The sequence below is a fragment of the Dactylosporangium sp. NBC_01737 genome (genome assembly GCF_035963215.1).
Classification (GTDB): domain Bacteria; phylum Actinomycetota; class Actinomycetes; order Mycobacteriales; family Micromonosporaceae; genus Dactylosporangium.
Genome location: NZ_CP109153.1, coordinates 1469632 through 1494051 on the forward strand (window position 1 = coordinate 1469632; position 24420 = coordinate 1494051).

Here is a 24420-nt window from a genome sequence, read left to right on the forward strand (position 1 = left end):
AGCAAGGCTGAAACAGAAGGGCCCGGCGGTTGACCGCCGGGCCCTTCGCCATTTCAAAACCAAGCTACGAAGCGAACCGCCACAGCTGGAAACTGCCCCCGCTGGCGCACAGGATCAGCGCGGTGTTCCAAGAGCAGCTCGGCCCGATCGTCTTCGGCAGCGCGCCGAGCGCGATCCGCTCCCCCGAGGCAGCCGTCACCCCGACCAGCGTCAGGTTCGTACCGGACGTGGCGCTCTGGGTACCCGTGAAGAACATCAGGCTGCCGCCCGTGACCCGCACCCCATACGAGCTCTTGTCCTCGTTCTTCAGCACCTGCTTGCCTTCAGCGGACAGCAGCACGCTCGCCGGGGTGTCGCGGTCGGTGGCCAGGACGTGCTTGCCGACCGGGATGAGGGTGGTGGTCCCAGGTGCCGGGGCGTTCCACACCTCGCGTTTCTCGGTGAGGGAGATGGCGCGGACCGTGCTGTCCTTGCCGCCGTACGTGCCGTCGATGATGCAGAGCCGGCCGTCCAGGCAGGAGGACATCGCCGCGATCTCGACCTTGTCGTTCGAGGCGCTGTAGATCTGGGTGGGTTCGCCTGAGGAGCCGAGGTCGTAGACGTTCACCTTGTACTTGGTGCTGCCGCCCGCGACGTAGAGCTTGCCGTCGTGCGGGAGGTAGATGGAGCCCGACTCGCCGACGTTGTTCCAGCTGCGGGTCTCCTCGCCCTTCGCGGCGCTGACCAGGCGGATCTTGTCGTCGCCGTCGATGCTGAGAAAGTTGTCGATGGACTTGGTGTCGCGGTTCGTCGGTACGCCGGCGTAGTTGGACGGGCCGCGCAGGTCGGCTGCCTTCGTCTGGGACAGGATCGAGGAGCCCTTGGCGTTGTCCGGGCGTCTCCATGCTTCCTTGCCGCTCCAGTTGAAGGCGACGGTCTCCTTCTCCTTGTACTTGTGCAGCAGCCAGACCGGGCCCAGCGGCACGAAGGCGTCGTAGTAGTCGTCGAACGCCTCCTCCTTCAGCGTCTTGCCGTTGTCCCAGCTCAGCTCGAACACGCTGCCGGCGGAGGAGCCGCCGCCGATGACGATGATGCCGCCCTGGTACGCCAGGATCCTCCACTTGCTGTAGTCCTGGTTAAGGGTGATCTTGGACCAGGCCGGCTTCTTGTCGTCGAGGTTGAACGCCTGGACGAAGAACTGCTTGTCGACCCGCCAGCCGATGACGGCGCGGTTGCCGAGCGTGGCGGAGATCGGGTTGTTGACGGTCTCGGGGTCGCCCATTTCGAACGACTTCTCGGCCTTGAGCGTGGCGAAGTCGACCGTGCTGTCGCGGTTGCGGAAGAACCAGAAGTATCCGCCGGCAACGAGCGCCAGCACGACGACCGCGGCGACGACACCGACGAGCAGACCGCGCCGCGACCGCCCACGGGCCGGGGAGGGAGGCGAAGGGGGCGCAGGAGAGAACGGCGCCGTCGGCGGTGCGCCGTTGAACTGCCCAGGCGGAATCACCTGCGACGCCGACATCGGATAGCCACCCGACACCGGTGCGGCGGCCCCGAACCCTCCCGACGTGGGCGCGGCACCGAACCCGGGCGACACCGGAGCGGCAGCCGGACCCGCAGGCGAACCACTGAACGAACCGGTCGCGGCGGCCCCGTAGCCGGTTGCCGAGGTCACCTCGCCACCGCCGAAGCCGACAGTAGGCGCCGGCGGCGCCAGCTCGGCCAGGGCACCTTCGGCGACCGGAAGCTCGGGCTGCTCCAGTACCGTCGGCGGAATCCCCAACTCGGCATGCAACTGTCGCGACGCGAGCGGCAGCCGCGACGACCCGCCGACCAGGAACAATCCGGCCAGCTGATCCCCCCGCAACCCGGCCCCCGAGATCACGGACCCGGTCTCCCACACGGCCCGGTGGATCAGCGGCCCGATGACCCGGTCCAGTTCCTCCCGCGTCAGGTGGATCGCCTGGTCCGCGCCCGGCACCGTGATCGGCGCGACCGTGGTCCGCGACAGCATCTCCTTCGCCCCGCGCACGTCGTCCCAGAACAGCCGCCGGTCCCGCCGCTGCGTCGTGGTCTGCGGATTCCTCAGCAACGACCAGATCCCCGGCGCCGTGCTGCCGATCAGCGCGCCCAGGTGCTCCACGAGGGCCGCGTCGATGTCCAGGCCGCCCAGGTCCTCGACCCCGCCGGAGCCGATGACCGTGAAGCGCCCGTTGTCGTTGCGGACGACCGCGACGTCGAGCGTCCCGCCGCCGAAGTCGAAGACCGCCAGGGCGGAGCCCACGGGCACGGGGCGGCGCAGTACATCGGCGAAATACCGTGCGGCGGCGACCGGTTCGGGGACCAGCATGACGGGTGGCCAGCCGGCACGCCGGGCGGCGGTGGCGAGCGTGTCCCGGCGGAGGGTCCCCCACGCGGCCGGGTAGGTCAGGACGGCCGTGGGCAGGAACCCGACGGCCTCGACGGCGGCGCGGGCGACGGCGGCGAGGATCGCGGCGAGCAGGTCGACGGTCGGGATCTCGCGGTCGCCGAGCAGGACGGTCGGCTCGTCGATGCGGCGTTTCGGGTTGGGCTCGAAGCGGGACGGGTCGAGCCCCGCGAGGCGGGCGGCGTCGCGGCCGACGTGCAGCCGCCCGTGTTCATCGACGAAGACCCCGGACGGCATGATCGGCGCGCCGTCGACGAGCAGCGGTCGGGTCCGCCCGTCGGGCCAGCGCACCACGGCCACCGTGTTCGACGTGCCGAGGTCGACACCGATCGCGAAGCCCTGCTGAGGCTCAGTCACCGGCCCATCCTAGGTGCGCCGCAAAACCTAGGGATTGATCCTCTCGGCGGACGAGTTCCAGTTACCGAGAGTGCTGCTGAGCTGCAGTCTGTTCTCGTTGCAGGTGTACCGGATGGGCTCGGCGAAGTAGATCGTCTTGCCGCTGGCGAAGTTCTTGCCGTTCTTGGTCATCTGGTACGTCGACGTCGAACCGGTCAGCGTCAGCTGCAGCTCGCCGTTCTGCGCGGACCAGCGGAAGTTCGCGACGCCGCGGAAGACGACCTCATACCGGGCACCCCGTAGCTCGCCGTATCGGGGCGGTGTCACCGTGTCCTCTTCGGTGGTGGTGCCGTCCTCGCGGTATTCGGTGATCGAGCCGCCCCGGTCGGTCCACATGACCCTGGTCTTGTCGATCTCGCTGTACGACGTGCCGCCGGTGCTCCGCCACTTGCCCAGCATGCACGGGTCGATCCCGGGCGCGTACGTCCGCGAAGGACTGGGGCTCGGGCTGGGACTGGCGGACTGCGCCGTCGCCGCGGGCCGGCCCGGCGTATCGCCGCCCGTGGCGAACGCGACCCCCACCCCAGCGGCAAGCACCACCGCGGTCGCCCCGGCGGCGAGAAGAGGAACGCGAGGCTTCCGCCGTACCGGCGCCGCCGCCGCCAACTCCATGGCAGCCGGCCAGTCACCTGTTTGCGCCGACCCTGACGCCGTGCGGATGCTGCCCTCGGCGACCACGAGTTCCGGCTGGTCCGCCGTGACCGGCGTGATCCCGAACGCCCGGTGCAGCGCGGTCACCACCGCGGGCATCCGGCTCGATCCGCCGGCCAGGAAGATCGCGGCCGGTGCGGCGTCGCCCACGACCGCGCGGGTCGTGTCCAGGGTGCGCTCCAGCACGGGTGCGGCGAGCCGGTCGAGCTCCTCCCGCCCGAGCGGCACCTCGACGTCCAGCAGCGGCACGTGGATCAGCGTCGACCCGGTACGGGACAGCAGCTCCTTGCTGTCGCGGACGTTGTCCCACAGCTGCTGCCTGGCCCTGCGGTCCTTGGCGTCCTGCGGCGCCTGCAACCTTGCCCATGCTGCGTCGTCGGGGACGGTGGCGGCGAGGTGCTCGACGATCGCGGCGTCGATGTCCAGGCCGCCGGAGTCGTGCCGGCCGAGGGAGGCGACCACGGTGAAGCCGTCCGCGGTGCGCTGCACCACCGAGGCATCGAACGTGCCGGCCCCGAAGTCGTACACGACCGCGCTGCCGCCGACGGGCACCGCGTGACCGGCGATCTCGGCGAAGTAGTGCGCGGCGGCGACGGGCTCGCTCACCAGGCGGGTCCCGGCCGGCGCGGCCTCGAGCAGGACCGCCTGGCGCTGCGCGCCCCACGCCGCGGGGCAGGTCACGACGATCTCGTCGATCGGACCGGCGACCGCGGTGGCCGCCTCGACGACCCGGTCCAGCACCGCCCGGAACACCGCCGGCACGTCGAACTCCGCGACCCCGAGCAGCATCGTGCCGTCGTCGACGCAGCGCTTCGGGTGCGCCTCGTATGCCGAGGGGTCGGACACGGCACTGCGGACCGCGTCGCGGCCGACGAGCAGCCGGCCGGTCGGCTCGACCCACACCGCGGACGGCAGCAGCGGCGAGCCGTCGAACAGCAGCGGCCGCGGTTCCCGGCCGTCGACGGTCAACACCGCCACGGTGGTCGATGTCCCGAAGTCGATGCCGAGCCGCGCCGATCCAGCCACGCCAACGACGGTAGCCGATGCGTCTAAACGGTCAGCGCCTTCACGTGGTCGAGCGTGGACCGGATGCACCGGGCGAAGTCCGGTTGCTCGCCGATCCACTGCTCGAACGCGACCTTGAACACCATGACGCCCGTCTCCGCGGCCAGGGTGGCCGTCGGCTCGGGCACCCCGCGCTCGCGCAGTGCCTCCGCCGCTGCGGCGCTGAGGGTGGCGAGTTTGAACAGCTCGCGCTCGTGCAGGCTGGGGTTGGCGGCGATCGCGGCGGCCCGCTGCCGGGCGAAGTCGCGCCGGTCCTGCATCATCTCCGCCGCGCGCTCCATGGCCGCGCCGACCACCTCGATCGGTGCCTGCGACGCGGGCGCATTCGTAATGGCGTCGACGACCGTGTCCTGCAGCGTGTGTGCGCCGTCGAACAGCACTTCCCGTTTGTCGGCGAAGTGGCGGAAGAACGTGCGCTCGGTGACGCCGGCCCGCTGGGCGATGTCGGCGACGGTGGTCTGCTCGTAGCCGCGCCCGGCGTACAGCTCCAGCGCCGCCAGCATGAGTCGACCCCGCGCGTCAGGCTCCCAGCGTCCCATGCTCTTCAGCTTAGTGATGGCAGCTTCTGACATCACGGGCTATGGTGGTGATGTCATCCCCTGACATCACTGAGGAGCTTGTCATGCGCGTATTCGTCACCGGAGCGTCCGGCTGGATCGGCTCCGCCGTCCTGCCGGAGCTCATCGCCGCCGGCCACGACGTCGTCGGCCTCGCCCGCTCCGACGCCTCGGCCGCTGCGGTCACCGCCCTGGGCGCCTCGGTGCTTCGCGGCAGCCTGGACGACCTGGACAGCCTCCGCACCGGCGCCGCGGACGCCGACGCCGTCGTCCACCTGGCGTTCAAGCACGACTTCACCGACTACGCCGGCGCCGGCCGCACCGAACGCGCCGCGATCACGGCCATCGGCGACACCCTGGCCGGCTCCGACCGCCCGTTCCTCTTCGCATCGGGCGTCGCCCTGCTCACCCCGGGCCGCGTCGCCACCGAACTCGACCCCAACCCGACGAGCGGCCCGGACGCACCGCGCGGCGGCGCCGAGCAGCTCGCCTTCTCGTACACCGACCGCGGCGTGCGCACCGTGAGCCTCCGCTTCGCCCCGACCGTCCACGGCCCCGGCGACCACGGCTTTATCGCCGTGCTCGTCCGCATCGCCCGCGAGCGGGGCGTGTCGGCGCATGTCGGCGACGGCACCAACCGGTGGCCCGCAGTGCACCGCTTCGACGCCGCCGCCCTGGTACGACTGGCGCTCGACCATGCGCCGGCGGGTGCGATCGTCCACGCCGTCGCGGAGGAGGGCGTGCCGACGAAGGACATCGCCTTGGCCATCGGTCTTGGGCTGGGGCTGCCGATCACCCCGGACGCGCCCGCCGAGCACTTCAGCTGGCTCGGCCCGATCTTCGCCGCCGACATCCCCGCCAGCAGTACCCTCACCCAGAAGGACCTGGGCTGGATCCCGACCCACCCCACGCTGATCGAGGACCTGGCGGCCGGCCATTACTTCCGCGTGACGGACTGACGGCCCGCCGACCCCAGCGTTGCCGCGCCCCGTGGACGTAGCGGACCGGTTGCATTCGGCAAACTGCGGCTCTCAACCCACCCTGTCCAGGGGACGCCCGGTCGCATAGGCGCGCCAGACTGGACCTACGGGTCGGCGTTGTGGTTTGGTGGCTTCTTTAATTTGCAATCGGCAACTAGCGGACGGCTGACGGCCGCCGTACTAGGCTCAGGAGTGTGGCCATGACCTACACCGGGAACGCGACCGGGGCGCACGATGTGCGGGACTGGGGAGCCTTCACCCGACTCTTGGAGTTGGAGCCGAAGGCAACCCAGATCTTCCTCAATCAGCCGCTGTTCCTCCCGGGTCTGCTGCAGGTCCCCGGCTACGCGGCGGAGATGATCGGACACATCCTCGGCCTGAAGCCCGGCAGTCCCGAGCTGGCCGAACGGGTCCAGGTCCGGACGGAGCGGGGCGAAGCGTTCCAGAAGCGCCTCCGGAGCAGTTCACCCCCACACCTCTGGGCGGCGATCGACGAGGCGGTGGTGCGGCGCAAGGTCGGTGGCGCGGACGTGATGCGTGCCCAGCTCGACCACCTCGTCGCGATGACCGAGTTCAAGACCGTCCACCTGGCGATCATCCCGCTCGACCACGGGGCGCATGCAGGACTCGGTGGATCCTTCGAGGTCCACGAACTTGGCAATGGTGACGCCTCGGTGTACTTCGAGGGATCGCACGACGACGTGCTCGTGGGGGACAAACCTGAACTCGCGCGGAGATGCCGGGAAACGGTGAAAAGCATGGTGTCGTCCGGCTCGGACGCACGCGCGGTTCTGGAGGCGATCAGCAGCTCGTTATGACGGCGGGATCACCGCTGGCTGGCGCTGGCGTCGTCCTTGATGTAGGCGATGAAGTCCCGGAAGGCGTCGCTATGGAAGGTCAGCACCGGCCCGGAGGGGTCCTTCGAGTCACGCACGTACGTCAGTTCGCTGGCGGCGGCAACGGCCACACAGCCTCCCCCACCGCTCTTCGAGCCCGTCCTCCAGGTAAGTTCGTCCCGACTGTCCATTGCCCCTCCCCCAAACCGTGCACCCGTCCGGACGGACCATCGGTCCGGCAGGACGGGCACGGAGTCACATCATTGGCGCCGACCGATATCACAGTACCCGAGGTCCAGAAGCACAGATGTACGGAAAGCGCCGCCGTGCATGCCATCAACGGCGCAATACGGTAGGATTTCGCGATTGTGTTTCGGCTATCTGCAATTCGCAGATCGTAGAAAGCAGACAGAGCCCGTTGGCTAACGCAGATTCGTCCGATCCGTCCGTCAGGCCCATGTCGACGGACGTCGGGCCTGCCGTTGCCCGGGAGCTCGTCAGGCTGCGGCTGAAGGCACTGCGCGAAGCGAGTGAGCTGACACCGGCGACCGTCGCCGAGCACACGGGCTGGTCGATCTCGAAGCTGACCCGCATCGAGAAGGGCGAGGTCACCGTCCAGCCGCTCGAGGTGCGGGCGCTGCTGCAGTACTACGGCGTCGACGACGAGGACGAGGTGACGGCGCTCGCCCGCCTGTCCCAGGCGTCCCGGACCCGCCAGTGGTACAGCAAGCACCGCCTCGCCGGCGACTTCCAGCGCTTCGTAGCGTATGAGTCCGAAGCTGCCGTCATCAACAGCTGGCAGCTGCTGTTCATGCCTGGCCTGCTCCAGACCGAGGAGTACGCCCGAGCCATCACGGCTCTGTCCATGCGCCGCAGCCCGGACGACAAGGGCGTGCTGGCCCGGGTCAAACTCCGTATGGACCGGCAGCAGGCCTTCCGGGATCGGCTACGCAGACCCAACCCGCCACACATCGCGGCCGTCATCGATGAATCGGTGCTGCGCCGCCCGGTCGGCGGGCGCGACACGCAACGCCGCCAACTCGATCATCTGCTCAAACTGGCGGAGAACAAGGCCGCCTACACGATCGGCGTGACCCCGCTGGACCTGGTGCACCATTCCGGACTCGGCGGCACCTTCGAGCTCCTGCAATTCGGCGGCAAGCCACACGGCGACGTGCTGTTCGTCGAAGCAGCCGCCGGCATGGACTCCATGACCATGGATCCGGACGTGACCAGCCTGTTCCGCGACCTGCACAACGACATGCTCGTCTATGGCCGCAGCGGCAACGACGCGCTGGACATGATCCGATCGATCCGCGAGTCGTTGCCGACGCCCTGACGGTCGCGGGCCTGGTTACGGCCGCGCCGGCGTGTTCGCCTCGACCGCCCGCAGCACTGCGCGCCGCACCTGGCCGAACTCCCGCCGGTCACGCGAGCTGAACAGCGTGAACGGCCGCCCGCGGTAGACCGCGCACAGCGCCATCAGACTCGGGTTGCGCCGGCTGTCGACCAGCAGTGCGGCGAAGAGTCCGAAGGCGGCGACGAAGCCGACGCACAGCAGCATCGCCGATCCGTAGGCCGCGGCCAGCGGCGCGGCGAGCGCCACTTCGATCGCGCCGAAAATCAGCGCCATGTTCCGGGCGTGGTGGGCGTGGACCTCATACCGGGTGATCGGCAGCAGGTCGCGGATGGGGTAGCAATGGTCGGCGGTCTGGATGTACTGGCTCGTGACGACGATGCGCGGCCCGGGGTAGAGGACGATGTTCCGTCGACCCTGATCGGCACCTGAGACGTCGGTGTTGATCGCCATGACGACCTCCTAACTAGCTCCATGCTAAGTGCTAGGTGGCCGTTAGCTGACTTCTGGTGTAAAAATTCTGTCGGAGTTCAGCTTTCTGCGTTCTGCAGATAAGGCGTTCTGTTGGCTTATGACTGACTTATACAAGTTCAAATGGGCTTTTCGCCGTTTTTGCCCCTTATTCCAATAGCTGAACGTTCACTTAGGAGAACGGTTTCTGGGGTCAGCCGCGGCCGAGGCCGGCGTCGCGGGCCCTGACGATGGCTTCGGCGCGGGTGGCTACCTGGAGTTTGGCGAAGATCGTGGAGATGTGGTTGCCGACGGTCTTGCCGGCCAGGCCCAGGCGGGCGGCGATCGTGGCGTTGGGCAGGCCTGCGGCGATCAGGTCGAGCACCTCGCGTTCCCGCGGGGTGAGCTCCGGGAACGGCTGCTCGGTCGCTGTCGGCGGCGGCGCAGCGAAGTAGCTCAGCATGCGACGGGCGACGCCCGGGCCGAACACCGCGCCGCCCGCGGCCACGGTCGTGATCGCGTGGGAGATCTCCTCCTGGGAGGCGCCCTTGATGAGGTAGCCGCGGGCGCCGGCGCGCATTGCGGCGAAGACGGAGTCGTCGTCCTCGAACATGCTCAGGACGAGGACTGCCACGGCTGGGGCGATGCGGGTGATCTCGGTGGTGGCGGCGACGCCGTCGAGGTCGGGCATGCGCAGGTCCATGACGAGGACGTGGGGCTGGGTGGTGACCGCGGCGCGGATGGCCTCGCGGCCGGTGGCGGCCTCGGCTACCAGGTCGATGCCGGGCAGGGAGGCGAACAGGGCGCGCAGGCCGTCGCGGACCACCGGGTGGTCGTCGGCGACCGCGACCCGGATCATGTCGGCACCGCCAGCGGGAGCACGGCCACGACGCTACCGCCGGCCGGGGTGGGCCCAGCAGTGCAGGTGCCGCCGAGCTCGGTTGCCCGCTCACGGATCGACGTCAGTCCTACCCCGGGAACCCAAGGGCCGTCGGGCGGGCCGTCGTCCACAACGGACAGGCGGACCGCGGAGTCCACCGCGAGGGACACCCGGGCGGTGCCGGCGTTGGCGTGGCGGGCGACGTTCGTCAAAGCCTCGGTGCCGATGCGGTACACCGCGACCTCCACCGCCGCGGGCAAGGCAGGCAGCGTGTCCGGCGCGTCGATCGTGACCGTCAGTGGCAGCGTGGCCCCGTGCCGGCGGAGCGCTCCGGCGAGGCCGAGCTCGTCGAGCGTCGGGGGGCGTAGTCCGTACACCAGGCGCCGCACGTCGTCGATCGCCTCCCGGATGTCACGGCGGAGGTCGGACAGCAGGGCCGCGGCCTGGTCGGGGGAGCTCAGGACGAGATTGTGGGCGGCGTCGGCCTTGAAGCCGGCGCCGGTCAGGGCGGGGCCCAGGCCGTCGTGCAGGTCGCGGTGCAGGCGGCGGCGTTCCTCCTCGCGGGCGGCGACGATGCGTTCGCGGGACGCCTGCACCTCCTCGGCGAGGGCGGACGCGTGCAGTGCCGTCGCGAGGGGGGCGGCGAGCAGGTCCAGGACGGCGAGGTCCGCGGTGGCGAGGCGGCGGTCGCCGGAGCGGACGCCGACGATCAGCTCGCCGACCCTGGCGCCGTGGAAGGTCAGGGGCACCGTGTGCAGGCTCGGCGGCGGCTGACCGGTCGCGGCGAGTTCGCGGCCGTCGCGGCGCAGGGCGGCGAACGGCAGGCGCAGCGCGTCGCGGGTGCCGTCGAGGACGCCGGCGAGGTCGTCGGCGGCGAGGCGGGCGCCGACCTGCGACACGGCGAGGACGGGGTCGGAGCGGGAGCCGTACAGGAGCCGGTCCACGCGCCGCTGTGACCACACGCGGACCGGGTTGAAGGCGAGGGCGATGAGCAGCGTGGCGAGCACCGGGGCGCCGGCGCCGCGCAGCAGCGCGTCGAAGAGCGTCAGCAGGCCGGCGTACGCGCCAATCACGGCGACACTCAGCAGCAGGTAGAGCACGGTGCGGGACAGCACCAGGCGGATGTCGAGCAGCTGGTGGCGCAGGATCGCGATCGTGATCGCCACCGGGACGAGCGGGATGGCGAGCAGCAGCAGGATCGGGCCGCCGCCGACCAGCCACCGGGGCAGGTTCAGCCCTACCGCCACGATCAGCGCCCACACCAGCCACAGCAGCTGGCGGCGGAGCCGCTCGTCGCCGCGGCGGTAGCGGACCACCAGCGCGGCCATCGCACCGAGCAGCGCGAACAGCGGGGCCAGGTTCGCGGCGAACCACAGCGGGTCGAGCGTGTCGTAGAAGGGCAGCTCGATGTACGAGTGGACGGCCCGCTCGGCGATGATCAGCGGGTCCGGGGCGGTGGCCATCGCGACGGTGAAGCACACGCCGACGGCGACCGTGGCCCAGAACAGCGCCCGCCAGCGCGGCGACACCGGCCGGCCGGTCGGGAAGACCTGGAGCGCGAGCGGCAGGAACATGCAGATGCCCAACGGCCAGGCCGCGTAGAACACGCTCGCGAGCACCCGCAGCGTCCACTCGGGCCAACCGTGGGTGATGCCGTACAGCAGGACCGGCGCGAGCGCGGCGGTGGTGAGCGGGGCGAGGCCGGCGCCCAGCAGCAGCCAGCCGACCCGGTTGGCGGGGCGTGCCACCGCGAGGATCCCGCCGCAGCCGGCGAAGCCGACGCCGATCGCGGTGTTGGTGAGGATGTACGAGTCGACCAGGTCACCGATGGAGACCCGTTGACCGAGGACCCCGGCGACCGTGACCAGCAGCTCCACGCCGGCAAGCGCGCAGAGCGCCCAGGCCAGGGATTGGTGGTACCGCCGCGAAGTCACGAACCCATGGTGCGCCAAGAACGGCGTTCCGTGATGGGGGCAGGCCCCTACCCGACCGGGCGGATTCCCGTCTGTCCGGGGACGGCGCCTCAACCGGCCGGGGGCCGTCGGGCGCGACGGTAACGGCATCAACGAACGCCTACCTCTGAGAGGACGCGCCATGTCTGTCGCCACCACCGCGCCAGTCGTCCTACGCGACACCCGCACCGCACGCCGCGTCGCCGCCGCCGTCCTGCTGCCGCTCGGGCCGCTGTCCGTCGCGGTCCTGCGGGGCGTGCTGCCGTACTTCGGCGCCGACGGCAACGGGGAGACGATCACCCAGACCGCGGCGCACCTCGGCCGCCAGGACGCCGTGCTGTGGCTCAGCGTCGTCGCCCTCGCCACGCTCATCCCCGGCACCCTGGCGGCCGGGCGGCTCGCCCAGCGACGCGCACCCGTCCTGACCTTCCTCGGCGTCGGGTTGCTGGTACCGGCATTCGCCGCCCTGTTCTTCTTCGCCGGCGACCCGACCATCCGTGCCCTGGCCGGCGGCGCCGTCGACCCGGAGACCGCGACGCGGGTGCTGGACGCGCAGGCCGCCCTGGCACCGGTCAACGCCGCCGGGTTCCTGTTCGTCGCCGGGCACATCCTCGGCATGATCCTGCTGGGCGCCGCCCTGTGGCGCGCCGACGCGCTCCCCGCCTGGGCCGCCGTCGCGGTCATCGTCTCGCAGCCGCTGCACCTGGCGTTCGTCATCCTCGGCAACCAGCCGCTGGACGCCGCCGCGTGGGGGCTGACCGCGCTCGGCTTCACCGTCGCCGCGGCCCGCGTCCTGCGCACCTCGAACGACGCCTGGGACCTCGCCCCCACCACCCGCACTGTCTGAGCTCGCCCCCACCACCCGCACTGTCCAATGAGGAGGGACCGATCATGCGCACACTCCGAACCGGTCTGATCATCGCCGCGGTCCTGGGCGTCGCCGACATCGCCGCCGCGATCGCCGGCGGCGGCGACACCCCGCCGCTGCCCGTCGCCATCGCCGCCGCCGCGCTCGGCCTGATCACGCTCGTCGCCGCCGGCTACGGCCGGCGGGGCCGCCGCGCCGCGGTCATCACCGTCATCGTCACCCGGGTGCTGTCGGCGCTGGGCGCGGTGCCCGCGTTCTTCGCCGACGACGTCCCGGCGGCGTTCGTCGCCTCAGCGGCGGTACTGGTCGCGCTGACCATCGCCGTCGTCGCCCTGCTCATCCCGCCGCTGCGCCGGCAGGCAGTGGCGTAGCACTCCGGTCGACGCGCCGCTCGGTCCATCGACCGGGTGGCGCGTCGGCGATAGGTTGACCACGACCGCCGCCCGCAACGAGAGCGGATAAACCCTGTGGCCGACACTCCGCTGCGCCCCGACATCGAGGCCGCGAAGGCGCAGATGCCGGCGACCCTGGGCACCGGCCGCGCGCTTCGGAGTCTGGCCGGGCAGGTGTGGGAGCGGGAGACCGTCGAGCGGATCGTCATCGGCAGCCACTGCAAGGGCCTCGGGCTGCTGGTTCTCACCGACCACCGGGTCATGTTCGTCCGCGACGCCGAGCCGGCCGAGGAGTTCCCGCTGGACCGGATCACGTCCGTCCAGTGGGCCGACGGCAGGCTGCTGGGCACGGTCACCATCCACGCCTCGGGCGGCGAGACCGTCATCAAAGGCTTGGAGCGGTACACGGGCAGGGCGTTCGCAGACGCCGTCACGGAGCGGATCGACTCCCGACGGCTCGAGGTGGTGGCGCCGCCTCCCGCGCCGGGCGACGTCTTCGAGCAACTCCGCAAACTCGCCGAACTCCGCGACGCCGGCATCCTGACCGAAGCGGAGTTCACAGCGAAGAAGACCGAACTGCTGCAGCGGCTGTGACGGCCGATCAGCGCGGGGTACCGACGGGATGCCGGACAACCGTCACCGCATCGTCGGCGGCAACGTGGACGCGATCGCCTCCGCGGTCGTACAGCACGTACTTCCCGTCGTGGTGCCCCAGAACAATCATCTGGTAGATCTCGCCCGCCACGAACCCGTTCGGTGTGGTGTCCGCGCTCAACCAGGCCACGTCGGCGGGGGGCGGGGTCCGGCCGATGAGGAACGTCGCCTTGCTGGGGTGTGAGGTCCGGAAGCGATGGGGGCGGAGCAGCGACGCGCCGCCCCGGTCCGTGGACCAGGGCGGCGCGTCGTTTCAGGGCTTAGTGGGTGCGGCGGCGGTTGACCTCGGCCAGGGTCACCGCGGCGGCCACCGAGGCGTTCAGGGACTCGACGTCGGAGATCATCGGGATGCCCACGCGCAGGTCGCAGGTCTGCCCGACGAGGCGGGACAGGCCGCGGCCCTCCGACCCGACCACCACGACGAGCGGGCCGACGGCGGCCTCCAGGTCATACAGGGAGGTCGCGCCGTCGGCGTCGAGGCCGACGACGATGAAGCCCTCGTCCTGGCATGCCTTCAGCGAGCGGGTCAGGTTCGTCACCTGGGAGACCTTCACGCGGGCCGCGGCGCCGGCGCTGGTGCGCCACGCGGTGGCCGTGATCGCCGCCGAACGGCGCTCCGTGAGGAACACGCCCTGGGCGCCGAACGCGGCCGCGGAGCGGATGATCGCGCCGAGGTTGCGCGGGTCGGTGATGCCGTCCAGCGCGATGAGCAGTGGCGCGGTGTGCTCCTTCGCCGCGGCGAGGAGGTCCGCGAACGGCTCGTAGGCATACGGCGGGACCTGCAGGCCGAGGCCCTGGTGCAGGACGCCGCCGGTCATCCGGTCCAGCTCGGCGCGGGTGATCTCGAGGATCGCGATGCCGCGCTCCGCGGCCGTGCGGACCGACTCCTTGACGCGCTCGTCCATGTCGAGGCCGATCGCGACGTACAGCGCGGTCGCCGGCACGTGGGTGCGCAGCGCCTCGACGACCGGGTTGCGGCCGACGAGCAGCTCCGGGCCGTCCTTCGGCTGCGTCGACTTGCGGCCGGGCGAGACGCGGGGCGTGGACCGCGAACCGGCCGGTCCACCCTTCGAGGACCCGAACGGGCCCTTGCCCGCGGTGCGCTTCGTGCCCGGCTGGCCGATCTTCGGAGCGCGCCCCTGGGAGGCCGCGGCACGCAGCTCGTTGGCCTGCTTGCGCGCGGTCTTCTGGGGTAGTTCCTCGTCGCCGCTGTACCCCTTGTGCCAGGGACGCTCGTCCGCGGGCAGGGTGCGACCGCGCCCCGCGAGGGACTGCCGGTTCTTGCCCCCGGTGCCCTTTGCGGCGCCCTTCTTCGACACGACCCGCTTGCCGCGGCGTTCAGAGTTGCCTGGCATGTCTTCTCAGCTCTCCAACGTCCATCGTGGACCGGCCGGTGTGTCCTCCACCGCGATGCCGGCGTGTTTCAACTGGTCACGCACCGCGTCGGCGGCGGCCCAGTCCTTGCGGCCGCGGGCCGCGGTGCGCTGCTCCAGTGCGAGCGCCACCAGCGAGTCGACCACCCGCGTGAGATCCCCGGCCTGCGTGGAGACCCACTGCGCGTCCAACGGGTCGAGCCCCAGGACGTCCAGCATGGCCCGCACTTCGCTCAGCGCTCTTGAGATGGCAGCAAGATCGTCAGCGGCCGCAAGGGACGTGTTCGCGTCGCGCACGACATCATGCAGGACCGCAAGAGCGCGTGACGTGTTCAGGTCATCATCCATGGCCTCGACGAACGCCTCGGGCACCTCGCCGAGCTCTCCGGGCCCGACCAGCTCGACCGCACGGGTCACGAAGTTCTCGACCCGGCGGAACGCGGCCGCCGCCTCCTCGATCGCCTCCTGCGAGTAGTCGATCACCGACCGGTAGTGCGGCGCGAGCAGGTAGTAGCGCACCTCGACCGGCCGCAGCCCCGACTCGACCAGCGACTCGAGGTTGATGACGTTGCCGAGCGACTTCGCCATCTTCGACCCGCCGAGGTTCAGCAGCGCGTGATGCACCCAATACCTGGCGAACGGGTGCCCGGCCGCGTGCGACTGGGCGATCTCGTTTTCATGGTGCGGGAACTTCAGGTCGAGCCCGCCGCCGTGGATGTCGAACTCGATGCCCAGGTAACGCCAGCACATGGCGGAGCACTCGATGTGCCAGCCGGGTCGGCCGGTCCCCCACGGCGACGGCCAGTTGGCGTCGGCCGGCTCGTCGGGCTTGGTGCCCTTCCACAGCGCGAAGTCCCGAGGGTCCTTCTTCGCCCGCTCCGGCCCGTCCGTGGCCGGCTCCATGTCATCCGGCTTCTGCCCCGACAGCGACCCATACTCCTCGTGCGAGCGAACGTCGAAGTAGACGTCACCGCTGCCGTCGGACGCCGGATAGGCGTGGCCACGGTCGATGAGCAGCTGGATCAGCTCGTGCATCTCCGTGATGTGTCCGGTCGCCCGCGGCTCATAGGTCGGCGGCAGCACGCCGAGCTTCAGGTAGGTCGCCGACAGCAGGCGCTCGTTCGCATACGCGACGGCCCAGAACGGCTTGCCCTGCTCGACGGCCTTGATCAGCACCTTGTCGTCGATGTCAGTGATGTTGCGGATGAACGTGACGGCATATCCGGACCGCAGGAACCAGCGGCGCAGCACGTCATAATTCACCCCTGAGCGCAGGTGGCCGATGTGCGGGCCGCCCTGCACGGTGAGCCCACACAGGTAGATACCGACCTGCCCGGGCGTCATCGGGACGAAGTCCCGGACCGATCGGGTCGCGGTGTCATACAGGCGTAGGGTCACGGATGCAAGAGTAACGGTCGCACCGCTGCAAACTCACATCGGAACATCCGGCGCATAACCTGGGTTCCGTGGCTACCGAGACCGCGCAGACCCTCGACCGGGGCCTGCGCCTGCTGCACGTTGTCGCGGAGACCCCTGGCGGCCTGACCATGACCGAGGCCGCAGCGCACCTGGGTGTCGGCCGCGCGGTGGTGTACCGGCTGGTCGCGACCCTCGCCGAGCACGGGATGGTCCGGCGGGACCGGTCAGGCCGCCTCCGCCTCGGCGCGGGCGTCCTGCAACTGGCCCGGCGCGCCCAGCCCCTGGTGGCCGACGCGGCCCTGCCGGCGCTGCGCCGCCTCGCGGAGACCGTCGGCGCGACGGCCCACCTGACGATCGCCGACGGCGGCGAGGCGTACGCCCTGGCTGTCGTCGAGCCGAGCTGGACCCAGTTCCACGTCGCTTATCGCACGGGGTCACGCCACCCGCTGGAGCTGGGCGCGGCAGGCAAGGCGATCCTCGCGGGCCGCCGCGGCGACTACGGCGCGGTGTCAACCGTCGGCGAGCTCCAGGCCGGCGCGTACGGGGTAGCGGCGGCCGTCGCGGGCGTCGAGGGACTGGAGGCGAGCGTGGGCGTGGTCGCGCTGACCGCCCTGGACCCGGCGTCCGTGCCGACCCACGTCACAGCGGCAGCCACGACTGTGGCCACCGCACTGAGCTGACGACAACGCCGGACCCAGAAAAAATCCGGGAGGCGTGTCGGATCGGGGCGGTGGTGTTCGTAGCAGGGGTGAGACCAGCTTCCCCACAAGGAGACACCGTGACTGCCACGTACACCTTCGACATCTTCTCCACGCTCGACGGCTTCGCCAACCACAACGGCGACTGGGGCGGCTACTGGGGCAAGCAGGGCCCCGAATTCCTCGCCCACCGCGCCGCCGCCTACCGCGACCCGCTGCGCATGGTGCTCGGGGCCAAGACCTACTCGTCGAACGCGCCGTTCCTCAGCGGAGGCTTCGACCGCAGCCTGTTCGACGGGTGGATCACCCGCATGTTCGACTCCCCGGTCACGGTGCTCTCCAGCCGGCTGACCGAGCCGCTCGACTGGCCGGACACGACCATCGAGTCCGGCGATCCCGTCGAGGTGGTCACGCGCCTCAAGGCCGAGTCCGGCGTGCCGCTGCGCTCCCACGGCAGCCTGACGCTCAACCGGACGCTGCTGAACGCCGGTCTGATCGACACCATCGAGGTGACGGTCTTCCCGGTGATCTCCGGGGCGACCGGCGTGGACCGGATCTTCGACGGCGCGGACGACTTCGACCTCGAACTGCTCCAGGCCCGGACCTTCGACGGCAACACGCAGGTGCTGACCTACCGGCCGACCCGGCACGGCTAGAGGGGCGGGGGCGGGTCGGTGCGGAGGCGGCTGTACAGATAGCCGTCGCGCCACTGGCCGGCGCGGAACTCGCAGGCGCGGACGATGCCCTCGAACAGGAAGCCCGCCTTCTCCAGCGACTTCTGCTCGGCGATGTTCTCCGGGTGGGTGCCGGCCTGGATGCGCTGCACGGGGGTGTGGGCGAACAGGTGGTCGCACAGCATGGCCTGGGCTCGCCAGCCCAGGCCGCGGCCGCGCCATTGCGGGAGGAGGGCGATGCCGATCTCCCAGTAGCCGACGGGGCCGCCGTACCGGCCGGCGACATAGCTGACGAAGCCGGCGGCGACGCCGTCGGGCTCGACCTCGACCATGAGCCGCCCGTGGTCGGCGCCGAGGTAGCCGTCGACGGCGAACCGGCGCGCTGCGGCGTGGGGGTCGCGGAAGCCGGCCCAGTCGAGGCCGATGAGGCCGGGTTCGGTGGCGAAGCGGCGGAACATGTCCAGGTCGGCCTCGACGACCGGGCGCAGCCGGATGGAGAGGTCGCTCATTCGGGCTGCGGCCCGACCGTGACGGGCGCGTCGGCGAGAGCGGCGGGGCGGGTCAGCATATGGCTGATCATCGCGAAGAGCAGCCCCAGCAGCAACGCCGTGAAGGACAGCGACAGGTCGGTGTCGGCGGAGTTGATGGGCGGGTTGCCGGCCAGGGACGTCATGGCGCCGCCGACGCTGGAGCCGACGATGTACAGCAGCAGGTACACCGGGATCAGCACAAGGGCACAGGCGGCGGCGACCCCGAGCAGCCGGAGCAGGGACACCTCGCGGGCGGCGGCGACCGCGGCGGCCGCACCCGCCGGCAGGAAGATCAGGCCGAACATGCCCAGGAAGCCGTACGTGGCGGTGGCGGGCCACGCGGCCACCGCGGCGAGCACGGCGAACGGCGCCATCCACAGGATGCGGGCGAGCGGCACCAGGGCAAGGGCGACGGCCGCGAACATGACCACCAGGCCGACCTTGAGCAGCGTCAGCGCGTTCTCGACCTGCACCTGATCCGGGTCGGCGACCGGCTCCTGCCAGGGCGTCGTGACCAGTACCGTGACGGCCGCGGGCACCGCCGCGACAGTGGCCAGCAGGTGCCCGGCGAACTCCGACCCGGGTTCGCCGGTCGAGACCTTGCGGGCGACGAACGTGATCGCCGCGAACCCGGCCGCTCCCCCGACCACCAGCCACACCGCGGTTGAGCCGCCGCTCACGTCGACCCGGTCGAGGGCCAGGTCCACCCCGATCCAGGCGGCCGCTCCGACCGCGCCGGCCAGGATGCCGCGCACGTTCGCCCAGCAGACGAGGACCACACCGAGGAACACCAGGAGGATCGCGAGCTGGCGGATGTCACGCGGCCAGTACGTGTTGTTGCTGCCGATCTCCGGGTACAGCTCGCCGGTCTCCGAGTCGGTCCAGAACCCGTCGGGCTGCATGAACGGCTGGTAGATCGCCAGGCTCACCGCCCAGATCACCGCGCCGACGACACCGCAGCACGCGCCGAGCATGGTCCGCCAGCTGATCCCCATCGCTGCATCCTGATGCCTTCCCGCCCCCAGCGGAACCCCCGAGGGCGTGACGGCAGCTGGGGCCGTGCACATGCCTGCAGGTGCGAGGTCGGTCAGCCCCGCCGCCGGCCGGCGCCGACCAGCAGGTCGGCACAGCCGGCAGGCTCGCCTCGGTCGGCATTGGGACTCGCTGCCCGCCTGCCGGTCTCCTTGGGCCTGGTGGGGTGTGGGCGACGAACGGACCGCAGTCCGGAGAAGATCTTTTTGACGCGCAGGCGGACGCGGTCACGCTTGCGGACCCGTGCCGCGGGTGCGGATGCCGACGCCACGGCGGCAAGCTCCGTCCCTGCGGGTGACGGCTCCGACTGCTGGTAGAGCAGACCCAGCTCGGCGAGTGCCTTGTCGATCCGCCGCACCTGGCCGGCGACCTTGTCATCGACGAACTGTTTCCAGGTCTCGCGGTCCTTCTCCCAGTCGGCCAGGAAGTCGATCATGCGGCGCGCATTGATGATTCTGTGGCATGCGTCGGCGGCTTCCAGGGAGGCGAGCATCTTCGCATTGAGCGGATCGGCCTGGCCCAACGTTGCGATGTGCCGGCGGAGCTCGGCGATGAAGGCCCGCCGTTTGGCCAGGAACCCGGTCCAGAACGCGTGGTCGGCGGCGGCGCTGCGCTGGTCGTCGTCGAGCAGCCAGAACAGTCCTTCGCCGAGGCAGTCGCCGAACTCCTCTTGCGTCGCCCTGCGCTTGCTCGCAAAGGGGTCGTAGTCGTGCTGTGCCATCTCGCCGACGACAGCCACCCGGCCCGCCGCGACGGAGTGGTACAGGAACAGCCAATCCTCGTTGTACACGTCAGGAAAGAACGAATCCATCTTCGACACAGCGACCGCAAGAGCACCGGCGCCGATGAACGCGCCCTGTCCACCGCCGGCGAGGCGATAGGCGTGGCAGACGACGGAGTTGTCGGGATAGCCGTCATTGCCGAGGCCCACCGCGTGCAACTCGTCGCCGAGCAGGCACACCGCCTCCTGGATGGCCTTCGCGCTGATGGCGATGTCGTCGTCCACGAAGACGATGCGCTCCCAGCCGGCCATCCGCGCCAGCAGGAGTCCGATGTTGCGCTTGGCGCTGGTGTCGGGGATAGCCGCCGAGCGTGTTGCGAACGGCTCGAAGCGCGTGCCGACAAGCGCCTGCGTTGTCTTGAACCGGGGCAGGAGCGACCGCGACGGGTTGTCGATGGCGATGATCTCCACGCCGAACCGTTTCGCCGCCGCGACCGCGTCAGCGGCCCGCGCTTTGTGGCTGCAGATGACGACGAGCAGGACGCGCAGGGTCTTCGCGACGGCGAACACCGCCTCCAACGCCTTCACCGGACGGGCCGCGGGGACGATGATTGCGTCCACCGGCATGCTTTTCCGCCCGACCGTCGACGGCCTGCGCAGAAGGCCCACGTGGGTGTCGTGGTGCAGGAGTGCGGTCTGAAGCTTCGAAACTTCGAGGGTGTCGGCGGTGATTGCCCGCTGCCCAGCATGCAAAGTCATCGGTATGCGGCTTCTTCTTCGGCGTTGGAGGGTTCTTCTTCGGCGTAGGGAACGAAGGCTCAACGTCAACGAACGATGGCAGTTGCGGCCGGGCCAGGACCCGACACATGAGGTTCCACTTCCGGTGGCGGGCGAAGCCGACTGGCCACACCGGAAGGCAAAGCATCAAGATCTCACTCGCAGCGTACGCGGCGGCCGTGACGACGACATTTCGTTTCGCTCAATCGGTGAACTCTGCCCACTCATGCAGGCGGGTGGAGCTCACCGACCAGTCGGGTGTCACGGCTTTGCCGCGAACCATGCGCGCGCGGGCCAGAATACTGAATGCCGCGCTCCCCGCAAAACGATCACGAACGTATGCGCCGTTACGCATGCGGAACCGCGCGTCGGTCAATGTCCGCACCGCCGCATAAGTGCCACGGCCGTGCGTGCCGCTACAGATCGTCACGGTACGGTCGCGGTTAAACGGATTGGGTCCGCGGTAGAAGTGCGCCACGTCCTCCATCAAGGTCTTCTCCGCGCCGTTGATCCGGATGTCGGGCCGGAACGTCTGCCGATCGGCGTCGTCGACCACGACGAACCCAGCGCCTTGCGGGTCGTCGGACGGCAGCGGCACGACCGGCACGTTGATGAGCGTGAGCAGGTCACGCGTCAGGACATTCCAGTCGACACCGCCGAGGACCACAAGGTGTGCCGTGTAGTCGTCGTCGCGCAACGCCGAGGCCAACCGCAGGTTGACCTGGCTGGAAGGATTCACCGCGCGGATGTGGCCATACAGTTCGAAGAGCGAATCAAGATCGGTATAGGTCAGCAGTTCGACATAATCCGGGCTCCGTGGGTCGGCATAAGGCATCGCGTCTCGCAGGTCATCGGGTAGCGGTGCACACACGATGGAAACGTCCATGCCCGGCTTGAACTGCCAGAAACCACTGTCGAGGGATGCACCGGCGGGTGAACGCAGGCCCGCGGGCGGCTCGATCTGGGTCAGCTCCACGAGCTCCTGCTCCAGCCTTGCGCGGCGGGCGCGCTCGCCCTCGTTGAGGTCGTGCTCGTCCGGAAGCTCGTCGCCGTCCGGGAACCGGTCGAGCGCGAACAGCACCGCAATTGCGGCGAGACGCTCGGGCGGTGGGATCTTCGGCGCGGCCAGGCTCTCCCAGGACGAGATCAGCGGAACACTCACACCCAGCGCCTTTGCGACGCGCCCCTGGGTGAGCTGCGGCCCTGGCCAGGTGTCTCTGCGCAGCTGGCGAAGCCGACGAGCCAGGCGGGCGTGGGTCTCAGACACGTCCATGTCCGACGCCTTCAGTGATTTCAGCTGAACTCTGAACTTCCATCAACCGATTGGCGGTGAGTGAACGGTGGGTCACGTGAATATGGCGTGATTCCTCATTCATGTAATCACCGCCTGCCAGATGGACCGCAGTCGTTGCTTCAGCACCTGCTGAAGCCTACCCTGAAATCACTATCAATCCAGCCCAACTTCAGCAACATCACTGAAGTCCAGGGAAGGATGATCATCATGATCCAGGTCGATCGGCAGCGGCGATCAAGGCCGCCACGGCGAGCGCGGGGTCCCCCCACCCGCGATGCGACATCACGGCGCAACGGCAGACGCCCCCGGATTGCGGCCGAGGGCGACTGCACAGCAACGACTCAACCCTGCATCCAGGCAAAGGAATCGTCATGCTCACATTAGCCCACCTGGCCATGCTCGAACACCATGCAGCCGCGGGCATCATGCTCGCGGTTGAACCGGACGCACAGCAACCAGTCGGTCTCATGGCGATCGCAGTCGCCGCAGCAACGGTCGCCGTGGTCGCCGGTCGGGCCCTCGCCCGACTGCTCGCCGTGATCGTCGAGACGATGCGAATGGCGCTCCGGCTCGCCGCCCTGCTCGCCGGCGTCCTCTTTGTGCTCGGCATCTCCATTGTGCAGCTGCTGCCGATTTAACTTCGTCACCCCACGTCGTGGAACAGTGCGCACACGGTTAACATCGAAAAGCATCATTGAGCGGGGGTGACTGCTCGTGAAGATCGACCTTGCCACCGAGGCGGACCTGCCGGCGCTCGTCGCCGACATGCCGCAGCAGGAGCTGCTCGCGGAACGGCTGCTGCGGCAGTCGCGCGGCGACGGCCAGCTGCTGGTCGCGCGCGTCAACCGGCGGCCGATCGGCATGGTGTACCTCTGGCGGGAGCCCGCGGACGAGCCCGAGATCCGCGAGCACCTGCCGGAGGTGCCACTGATCATGCACTTCGAGGTGCTCAAGGAGTACCGCGGCAACGGCATCGGCACCCGGCTGTTGCAGGACGCGGAGCAGCGCCTCCGCGATGCCGGACACAGCCGGGTGGCGCTGGGCGTCAACCCGAAGAACCAGGACGCCATCCGGCTCTACGTGCGGCATGGGTACCGGCAGTGGCCGCACGGCGATGTCACCACCGACAGCGACGAATACAGCATCTACGTGAAGGCCCTGGGGTGACTTGCGTCCGAGGGTAAAATGACGGCAGGGCTGGCAGGTGTTGCTTCGGGCGCCGTCAATCCCGCGCACGGCAACGCAAGACGTCGGAATCGCTTTTCACCGCGCCCTCCGAGCGGGCGGCCAGGTGAAGGGGGGCTTCGAGGTGGAGTCATGTTGTCGATGCCCTGGGTCCTGCTCGCCGTCGCTGTGCCGTCGGCCTTCCTGACGATCCGTTATGCGCTGTCGCTGGTCTTTGCCCTGATCGTCTACCTGCGCGACGGCAGGGAAGCGCTGAAGGACATGCAGCCGATCATCGACGCCGGTGCGCGCCTGCCCCTGCCGCATCAGACGCGGCAAGGAGATCGCCGAACTGCTGGCGCAGGGCGAGGAGGCCGAGATCGGTCCGGCCGGTCGCCTGCCGGATCAGCTCAGTGAGCGGCCATTGCGCGAGGTACCCGAACCGGACCGCGTAGACGCCGACCGTGTGCAGCGCGTACCGGTCGGAGAAGTCCATGAGCGCGTAGCCGAGCAGCTGGTACACGTCGGTGCTGGCGAGTGCCGGCGACCGCGTCCCGTCCCGGCGTGGCTTGCCGCCGCAGCCCGCCTTGAAGTCGATGAGCACACCATCGGCGACGAGGTCGGCGTCCGCTCCGAGGTATGCGCTGCCGTCGAACGTCGGTCCGGTGTGGACAGTGCCGGCCGTCAACCGCGGCAACAGGTGCGACAGGGCGAGATCGCGCATCGCGATCAGGTCGGCGACCTCGTCGTCGTTGGCGAGCGCCAGCAGGTCCGCCGCCGTGCTCCCCCGCGACAACGTGAACAGCCGCGATCCCGTGATCACCGGGTTGCGGAACCGCTCGACCAGCAGCGCCAGCGCGTAACAGACCCGCGCCCACCACTCGTCCGTCTCCGACGCGTGCACCGCGGGCTCGAGAATGGTCGGGCGGCGCGGGCAGAGCACGTCGAGCAGCTCCCGCCCCGCCCCGTCGAAGCCGGCCCCGCGATCCCACAGCCCCCGCATCGGCAGCTCAAGGGAGACCCGCCGGTCAATCAGCAGACGCAGCCACCAGTCGATCGCTGCGCCTTGTGTACCGAGTGCAACCGCCGTCGAAGGTGCGACCATCAGCCCACCCGCCGCCTCCCGAACACCTTGGCGCAGCGGCCCAAGGTGCGGAAACGTGGCCCGCATCCATTGACCGACCGGACTCTCGGCCTGCTGCACGGCGGCGGTGAGGCTCGACATGCGTGCAGCCTACGGACACGCCGAAGCGGTGGGTCTCGGCTGAGACCCACCGCTTCGCATGGCTG

General features: G+C 69.9%; 25 protein-coding genes. 10 read left to right on the forward strand and 15 right to left on the reverse strand.

The genetic code is table 11. The annotated features are described in order from the left end of the window. Nucleotides 1–64 precede the first annotated feature (64 nt). Genes OHA72_RS06325 through OHA72_RS06335 form a run of 3 tightly spaced genes read right to left on the reverse strand, consistent with a single transcriptional unit; the run spans nt 65 to nt 5061 of the window. The gene (locus OHA72_RS06325) at nt 65–2767 is read right to left on the reverse strand and encodes an Hsp70 family protein (RefSeq protein ID WP_327006913.1); all 2703 of its coding nucleotides are present in this window, start codon (nt 2765–2767) and stop codon (nt 65–67) included. Nucleotides 2768–2794: 27 nt separating this feature from the next. Then, a complete protein-coding gene (locus OHA72_RS06330) occupies nt 2795–4483 on the reverse strand; it encodes an Hsp70 family protein (protein WP_327006914.1) in 1689 nt (562 codons plus the stop codon). 23 nt (nt 4484–4506) lie between these two features. Then, nucleotides 4507–5061: a TetR/AcrR family transcriptional regulator gene (locus OHA72_RS06335; RefSeq protein ID WP_327006915.1), complete on the reverse strand. Its 555-nt coding sequence runs from the start codon at nt 5059–5061 to the stop codon at nt 4507–4509. A gap of 83 nt (nt 5062–5144) precedes the next feature. Between OHA72_RS06335 and OHA72_RS06340 the strand changes: the two genes are divergently transcribed. Continuing rightward, nucleotides 5145–6038: an SDR family oxidoreductase gene (locus tag OHA72_RS06340; protein ID WP_327006916.1), complete on the forward strand. Its 894-nt coding sequence runs from the start codon at nt 5145–5147 to the stop codon at nt 6036–6038. 221 nt (nt 6039–6259) lie between these two features. Further along, on the forward strand, nt 6260–6877 hold the full coding sequence (locus tag OHA72_RS06345) for a DUF5753 domain-containing protein (protein WP_327006917.1): 618 nt from the start codon (nt 6260–6262) through the stop codon (nt 6875–6877). A gap of 8 nt (nt 6878–6885) precedes the next feature. On the opposite strand, the gene OHA72_RS06350 is transcribed toward OHA72_RS06345, so the two are convergent. Further along, nucleotides 6886–7026: a DUF397 domain-containing protein gene (locus OHA72_RS06350; protein WP_327006918.1), complete on the reverse strand. Its 141-nt coding sequence runs from the start codon at nt 7024–7026 to the stop codon at nt 6886–6888. A 176-nt stretch (nt 7027–7202) separates the two neighbouring features. On the opposite strand from OHA72_RS06350, the gene OHA72_RS06355 reads away from it, so the two are divergent. Next, nucleotides 7203–8234 carry a helix-turn-helix domain-containing protein gene (locus OHA72_RS06355; RefSeq protein WP_327006919.1) on the forward strand — a complete coding sequence of 344 codons (1032 nt, stop codon included), beginning with the start codon at nt 7203–7205 and terminating at the stop codon, nt 8232–8234. Between the two features lie 15 nt (nt 8235–8249). Here the strand turns inward: OHA72_RS06355 and OHA72_RS06360 are convergent, their stop codons facing one another. The 3 genes from OHA72_RS06360 to OHA72_RS06370 form a co-directional block, all read right to left on the reverse strand. Next, a complete protein-coding gene (locus OHA72_RS06360; RefSeq protein WP_327006920.1) occupies nt 8250–8705 on the reverse strand; it encodes a DUF6232 family protein in 456 nt (151 codons plus the stop codon). Nucleotides 8706–8916: 211 nt separating this feature from the next. Beyond that, nucleotides 8917–9561 (reverse strand): response regulator transcription factor, encoded by a 645-nt coding sequence (locus OHA72_RS06365; protein ID WP_327006921.1) that lies wholly within the window; start codon nt 9559–9561, stop codon nt 8917–8919. Then, nucleotides 9558–11516, reverse strand: a complete 1959-nt coding sequence (locus OHA72_RS06370; RefSeq protein ID WP_327006922.1) for a sensor histidine kinase — start codon at nt 11514–11516, stop codon at nt 9558–9560. Before OHA72_RS06370 ends, OHA72_RS06365 begins: the two co-directional genes overlap by 4 nt. Nucleotides 11517–11676: 160 nt before the next feature. Between OHA72_RS06370 and OHA72_RS06375 the strand changes: the two genes are divergently transcribed. The 3 genes from OHA72_RS06375 (at nt 11677) to OHA72_RS06385 (ending at nt 13388) form a co-directional block, all read left to right on the forward strand. After that, nucleotides 11677–12381, forward strand: coding sequence for a hypothetical protein (locus OHA72_RS06375; protein ID WP_327006923.1), 705 nt, complete (start codon nt 11677–11679; stop codon nt 12379–12381). 44 nt (nt 12382–12425) lie between these two features. Continuing rightward, on the forward strand, nt 12426–12773 hold the full coding sequence (locus OHA72_RS06380; RefSeq protein ID WP_327006924.1) for a hypothetical protein: 348 nt from the start codon (nt 12426–12428) through the stop codon (nt 12771–12773). Nucleotides 12774–12869: 96 nt separating this feature from the next. Beyond that, entirely contained in the window at nt 12870–13388 is a 519-nt protein-coding gene (locus tag OHA72_RS06385; protein ID WP_327006925.1) for an SHOCT domain-containing protein, read from the forward strand. 7 nt (nt 13389–13395) lie between these two features. Here the strand turns inward: OHA72_RS06385 and OHA72_RS06390 are convergent, their stop codons facing one another. The 3 genes from OHA72_RS06390 to cysS form a co-directional block, all read right to left on the reverse strand. Next, complete coding sequence (locus OHA72_RS06390) at nt 13396–13569, reverse strand: hypothetical protein (protein WP_327006926.1); 174 nt, start codon at nt 13567–13569, stop codon at nt 13396–13398. A gap of 139 nt (nt 13570–13708) precedes the next feature. Further along, a complete protein-coding gene (rlmB, locus tag OHA72_RS06395) occupies nt 13709–14803 on the reverse strand; it encodes a 23S rRNA (guanosine(2251)-2'-O)-methyltransferase RlmB (RefSeq protein WP_327006927.1) in 1095 nt (364 codons plus the stop codon). 6 nt (nt 14804–14809) lie between these two features. Further along, nucleotides 14810–16219 (reverse strand): cysteine--tRNA ligase, encoded by a 1410-nt coding sequence (gene cysS / locus OHA72_RS06400; protein ID WP_327006928.1) that lies wholly within the window; start codon nt 16217–16219, stop codon nt 14810–14812. Between the two features lie 68 nt (nt 16220–16287). Here cysS and OHA72_RS06405 point away from each other — a divergent pair, with 68 nt between their 5' ends. Together OHA72_RS06405 and OHA72_RS06410 are read left to right on the forward strand one after the other, a co-directional pair. Further along, nucleotides 16288–16920, forward strand: coding sequence for an IclR family transcriptional regulator (locus OHA72_RS06405; protein ID WP_327006929.1), 633 nt, complete (start codon nt 16288–16290; stop codon nt 16918–16920). Nucleotides 16921–17018: 98 nt separating this feature from the next. Further along, nucleotides 17019–17594, forward strand: coding sequence for a dihydrofolate reductase family protein (locus OHA72_RS06410; protein ID WP_327006930.1), 576 nt, complete (start codon nt 17019–17021; stop codon nt 17592–17594). On the opposite strand, the gene OHA72_RS06415 is transcribed toward OHA72_RS06410, so the two are convergent. The 4 genes from OHA72_RS06415 to OHA72_RS06430 all read right to left on the reverse strand — a co-directional run bounded on the left by OHA72_RS06415 (nt 17591) and on the right by OHA72_RS06430 (nt 21945). Continuing rightward, the gene (locus OHA72_RS06415; RefSeq protein WP_327006931.1) at nt 17591–18121 is read right to left on the reverse strand and encodes a GNAT family N-acetyltransferase; all 531 of its coding nucleotides are present in this window, start codon (nt 18119–18121) and stop codon (nt 17591–17593) included. The two genes, OHA72_RS06410 and OHA72_RS06415, sit on opposite strands and share 4 nt — an antisense overlap. Beyond that, nucleotides 18118–19137 (reverse strand): hypothetical protein, encoded by a 1020-nt coding sequence (locus OHA72_RS06420; RefSeq protein WP_327006932.1) that lies wholly within the window; start codon nt 19135–19137, stop codon nt 18118–18120. Before OHA72_RS06420 ends, OHA72_RS06415 begins: the two co-directional genes overlap by 4 nt. A gap of 92 nt (nt 19138–19229) precedes the next feature. Next, on the reverse strand, nt 19230–20654 hold the full coding sequence (locus tag OHA72_RS06425) for a hypothetical protein (protein ID WP_327006933.1): 1425 nt from the start codon (nt 20652–20654) through the stop codon (nt 19230–19232). Nucleotides 20655–20874: 220 nt separating this feature from the next. Beyond that, on the reverse strand, nt 20875–21945 hold the full coding sequence (locus OHA72_RS06430; RefSeq protein WP_327006934.1) for a helix-turn-helix domain-containing protein: 1071 nt from the start codon (nt 21943–21945) through the stop codon (nt 20875–20877). A gap of 392 nt (nt 21946–22337) precedes the next feature. Between OHA72_RS06430 and OHA72_RS06435 the strand changes: the two genes are divergently transcribed. Beyond that, nucleotides 22338–22604 carry a hypothetical protein gene (locus OHA72_RS06435; protein WP_327006935.1) on the forward strand — a complete coding sequence of 89 codons (267 nt, stop codon included), beginning with the start codon at nt 22338–22340 and terminating at the stop codon, nt 22602–22604. A gap of 76 nt (nt 22605–22680) precedes the next feature. Continuing rightward, the gene (locus OHA72_RS06440) at nt 22681–23133 is read left to right on the forward strand and encodes a GNAT family N-acetyltransferase (protein ID WP_327006936.1); all 453 of its coding nucleotides are present in this window, start codon (nt 22681–22683) and stop codon (nt 23131–23133) included. Between the two features lie 289 nt (nt 23134–23422). Here the strand turns inward: OHA72_RS06440 and OHA72_RS06445 are convergent, their stop codons facing one another. Further along, nucleotides 23423–24355, reverse strand: a complete 933-nt coding sequence (locus OHA72_RS06445; protein ID WP_327006937.1) for a hypothetical protein — start codon at nt 24353–24355, stop codon at nt 23423–23425. Nucleotides 24356–24420 lie beyond the last annotated feature (65 nt).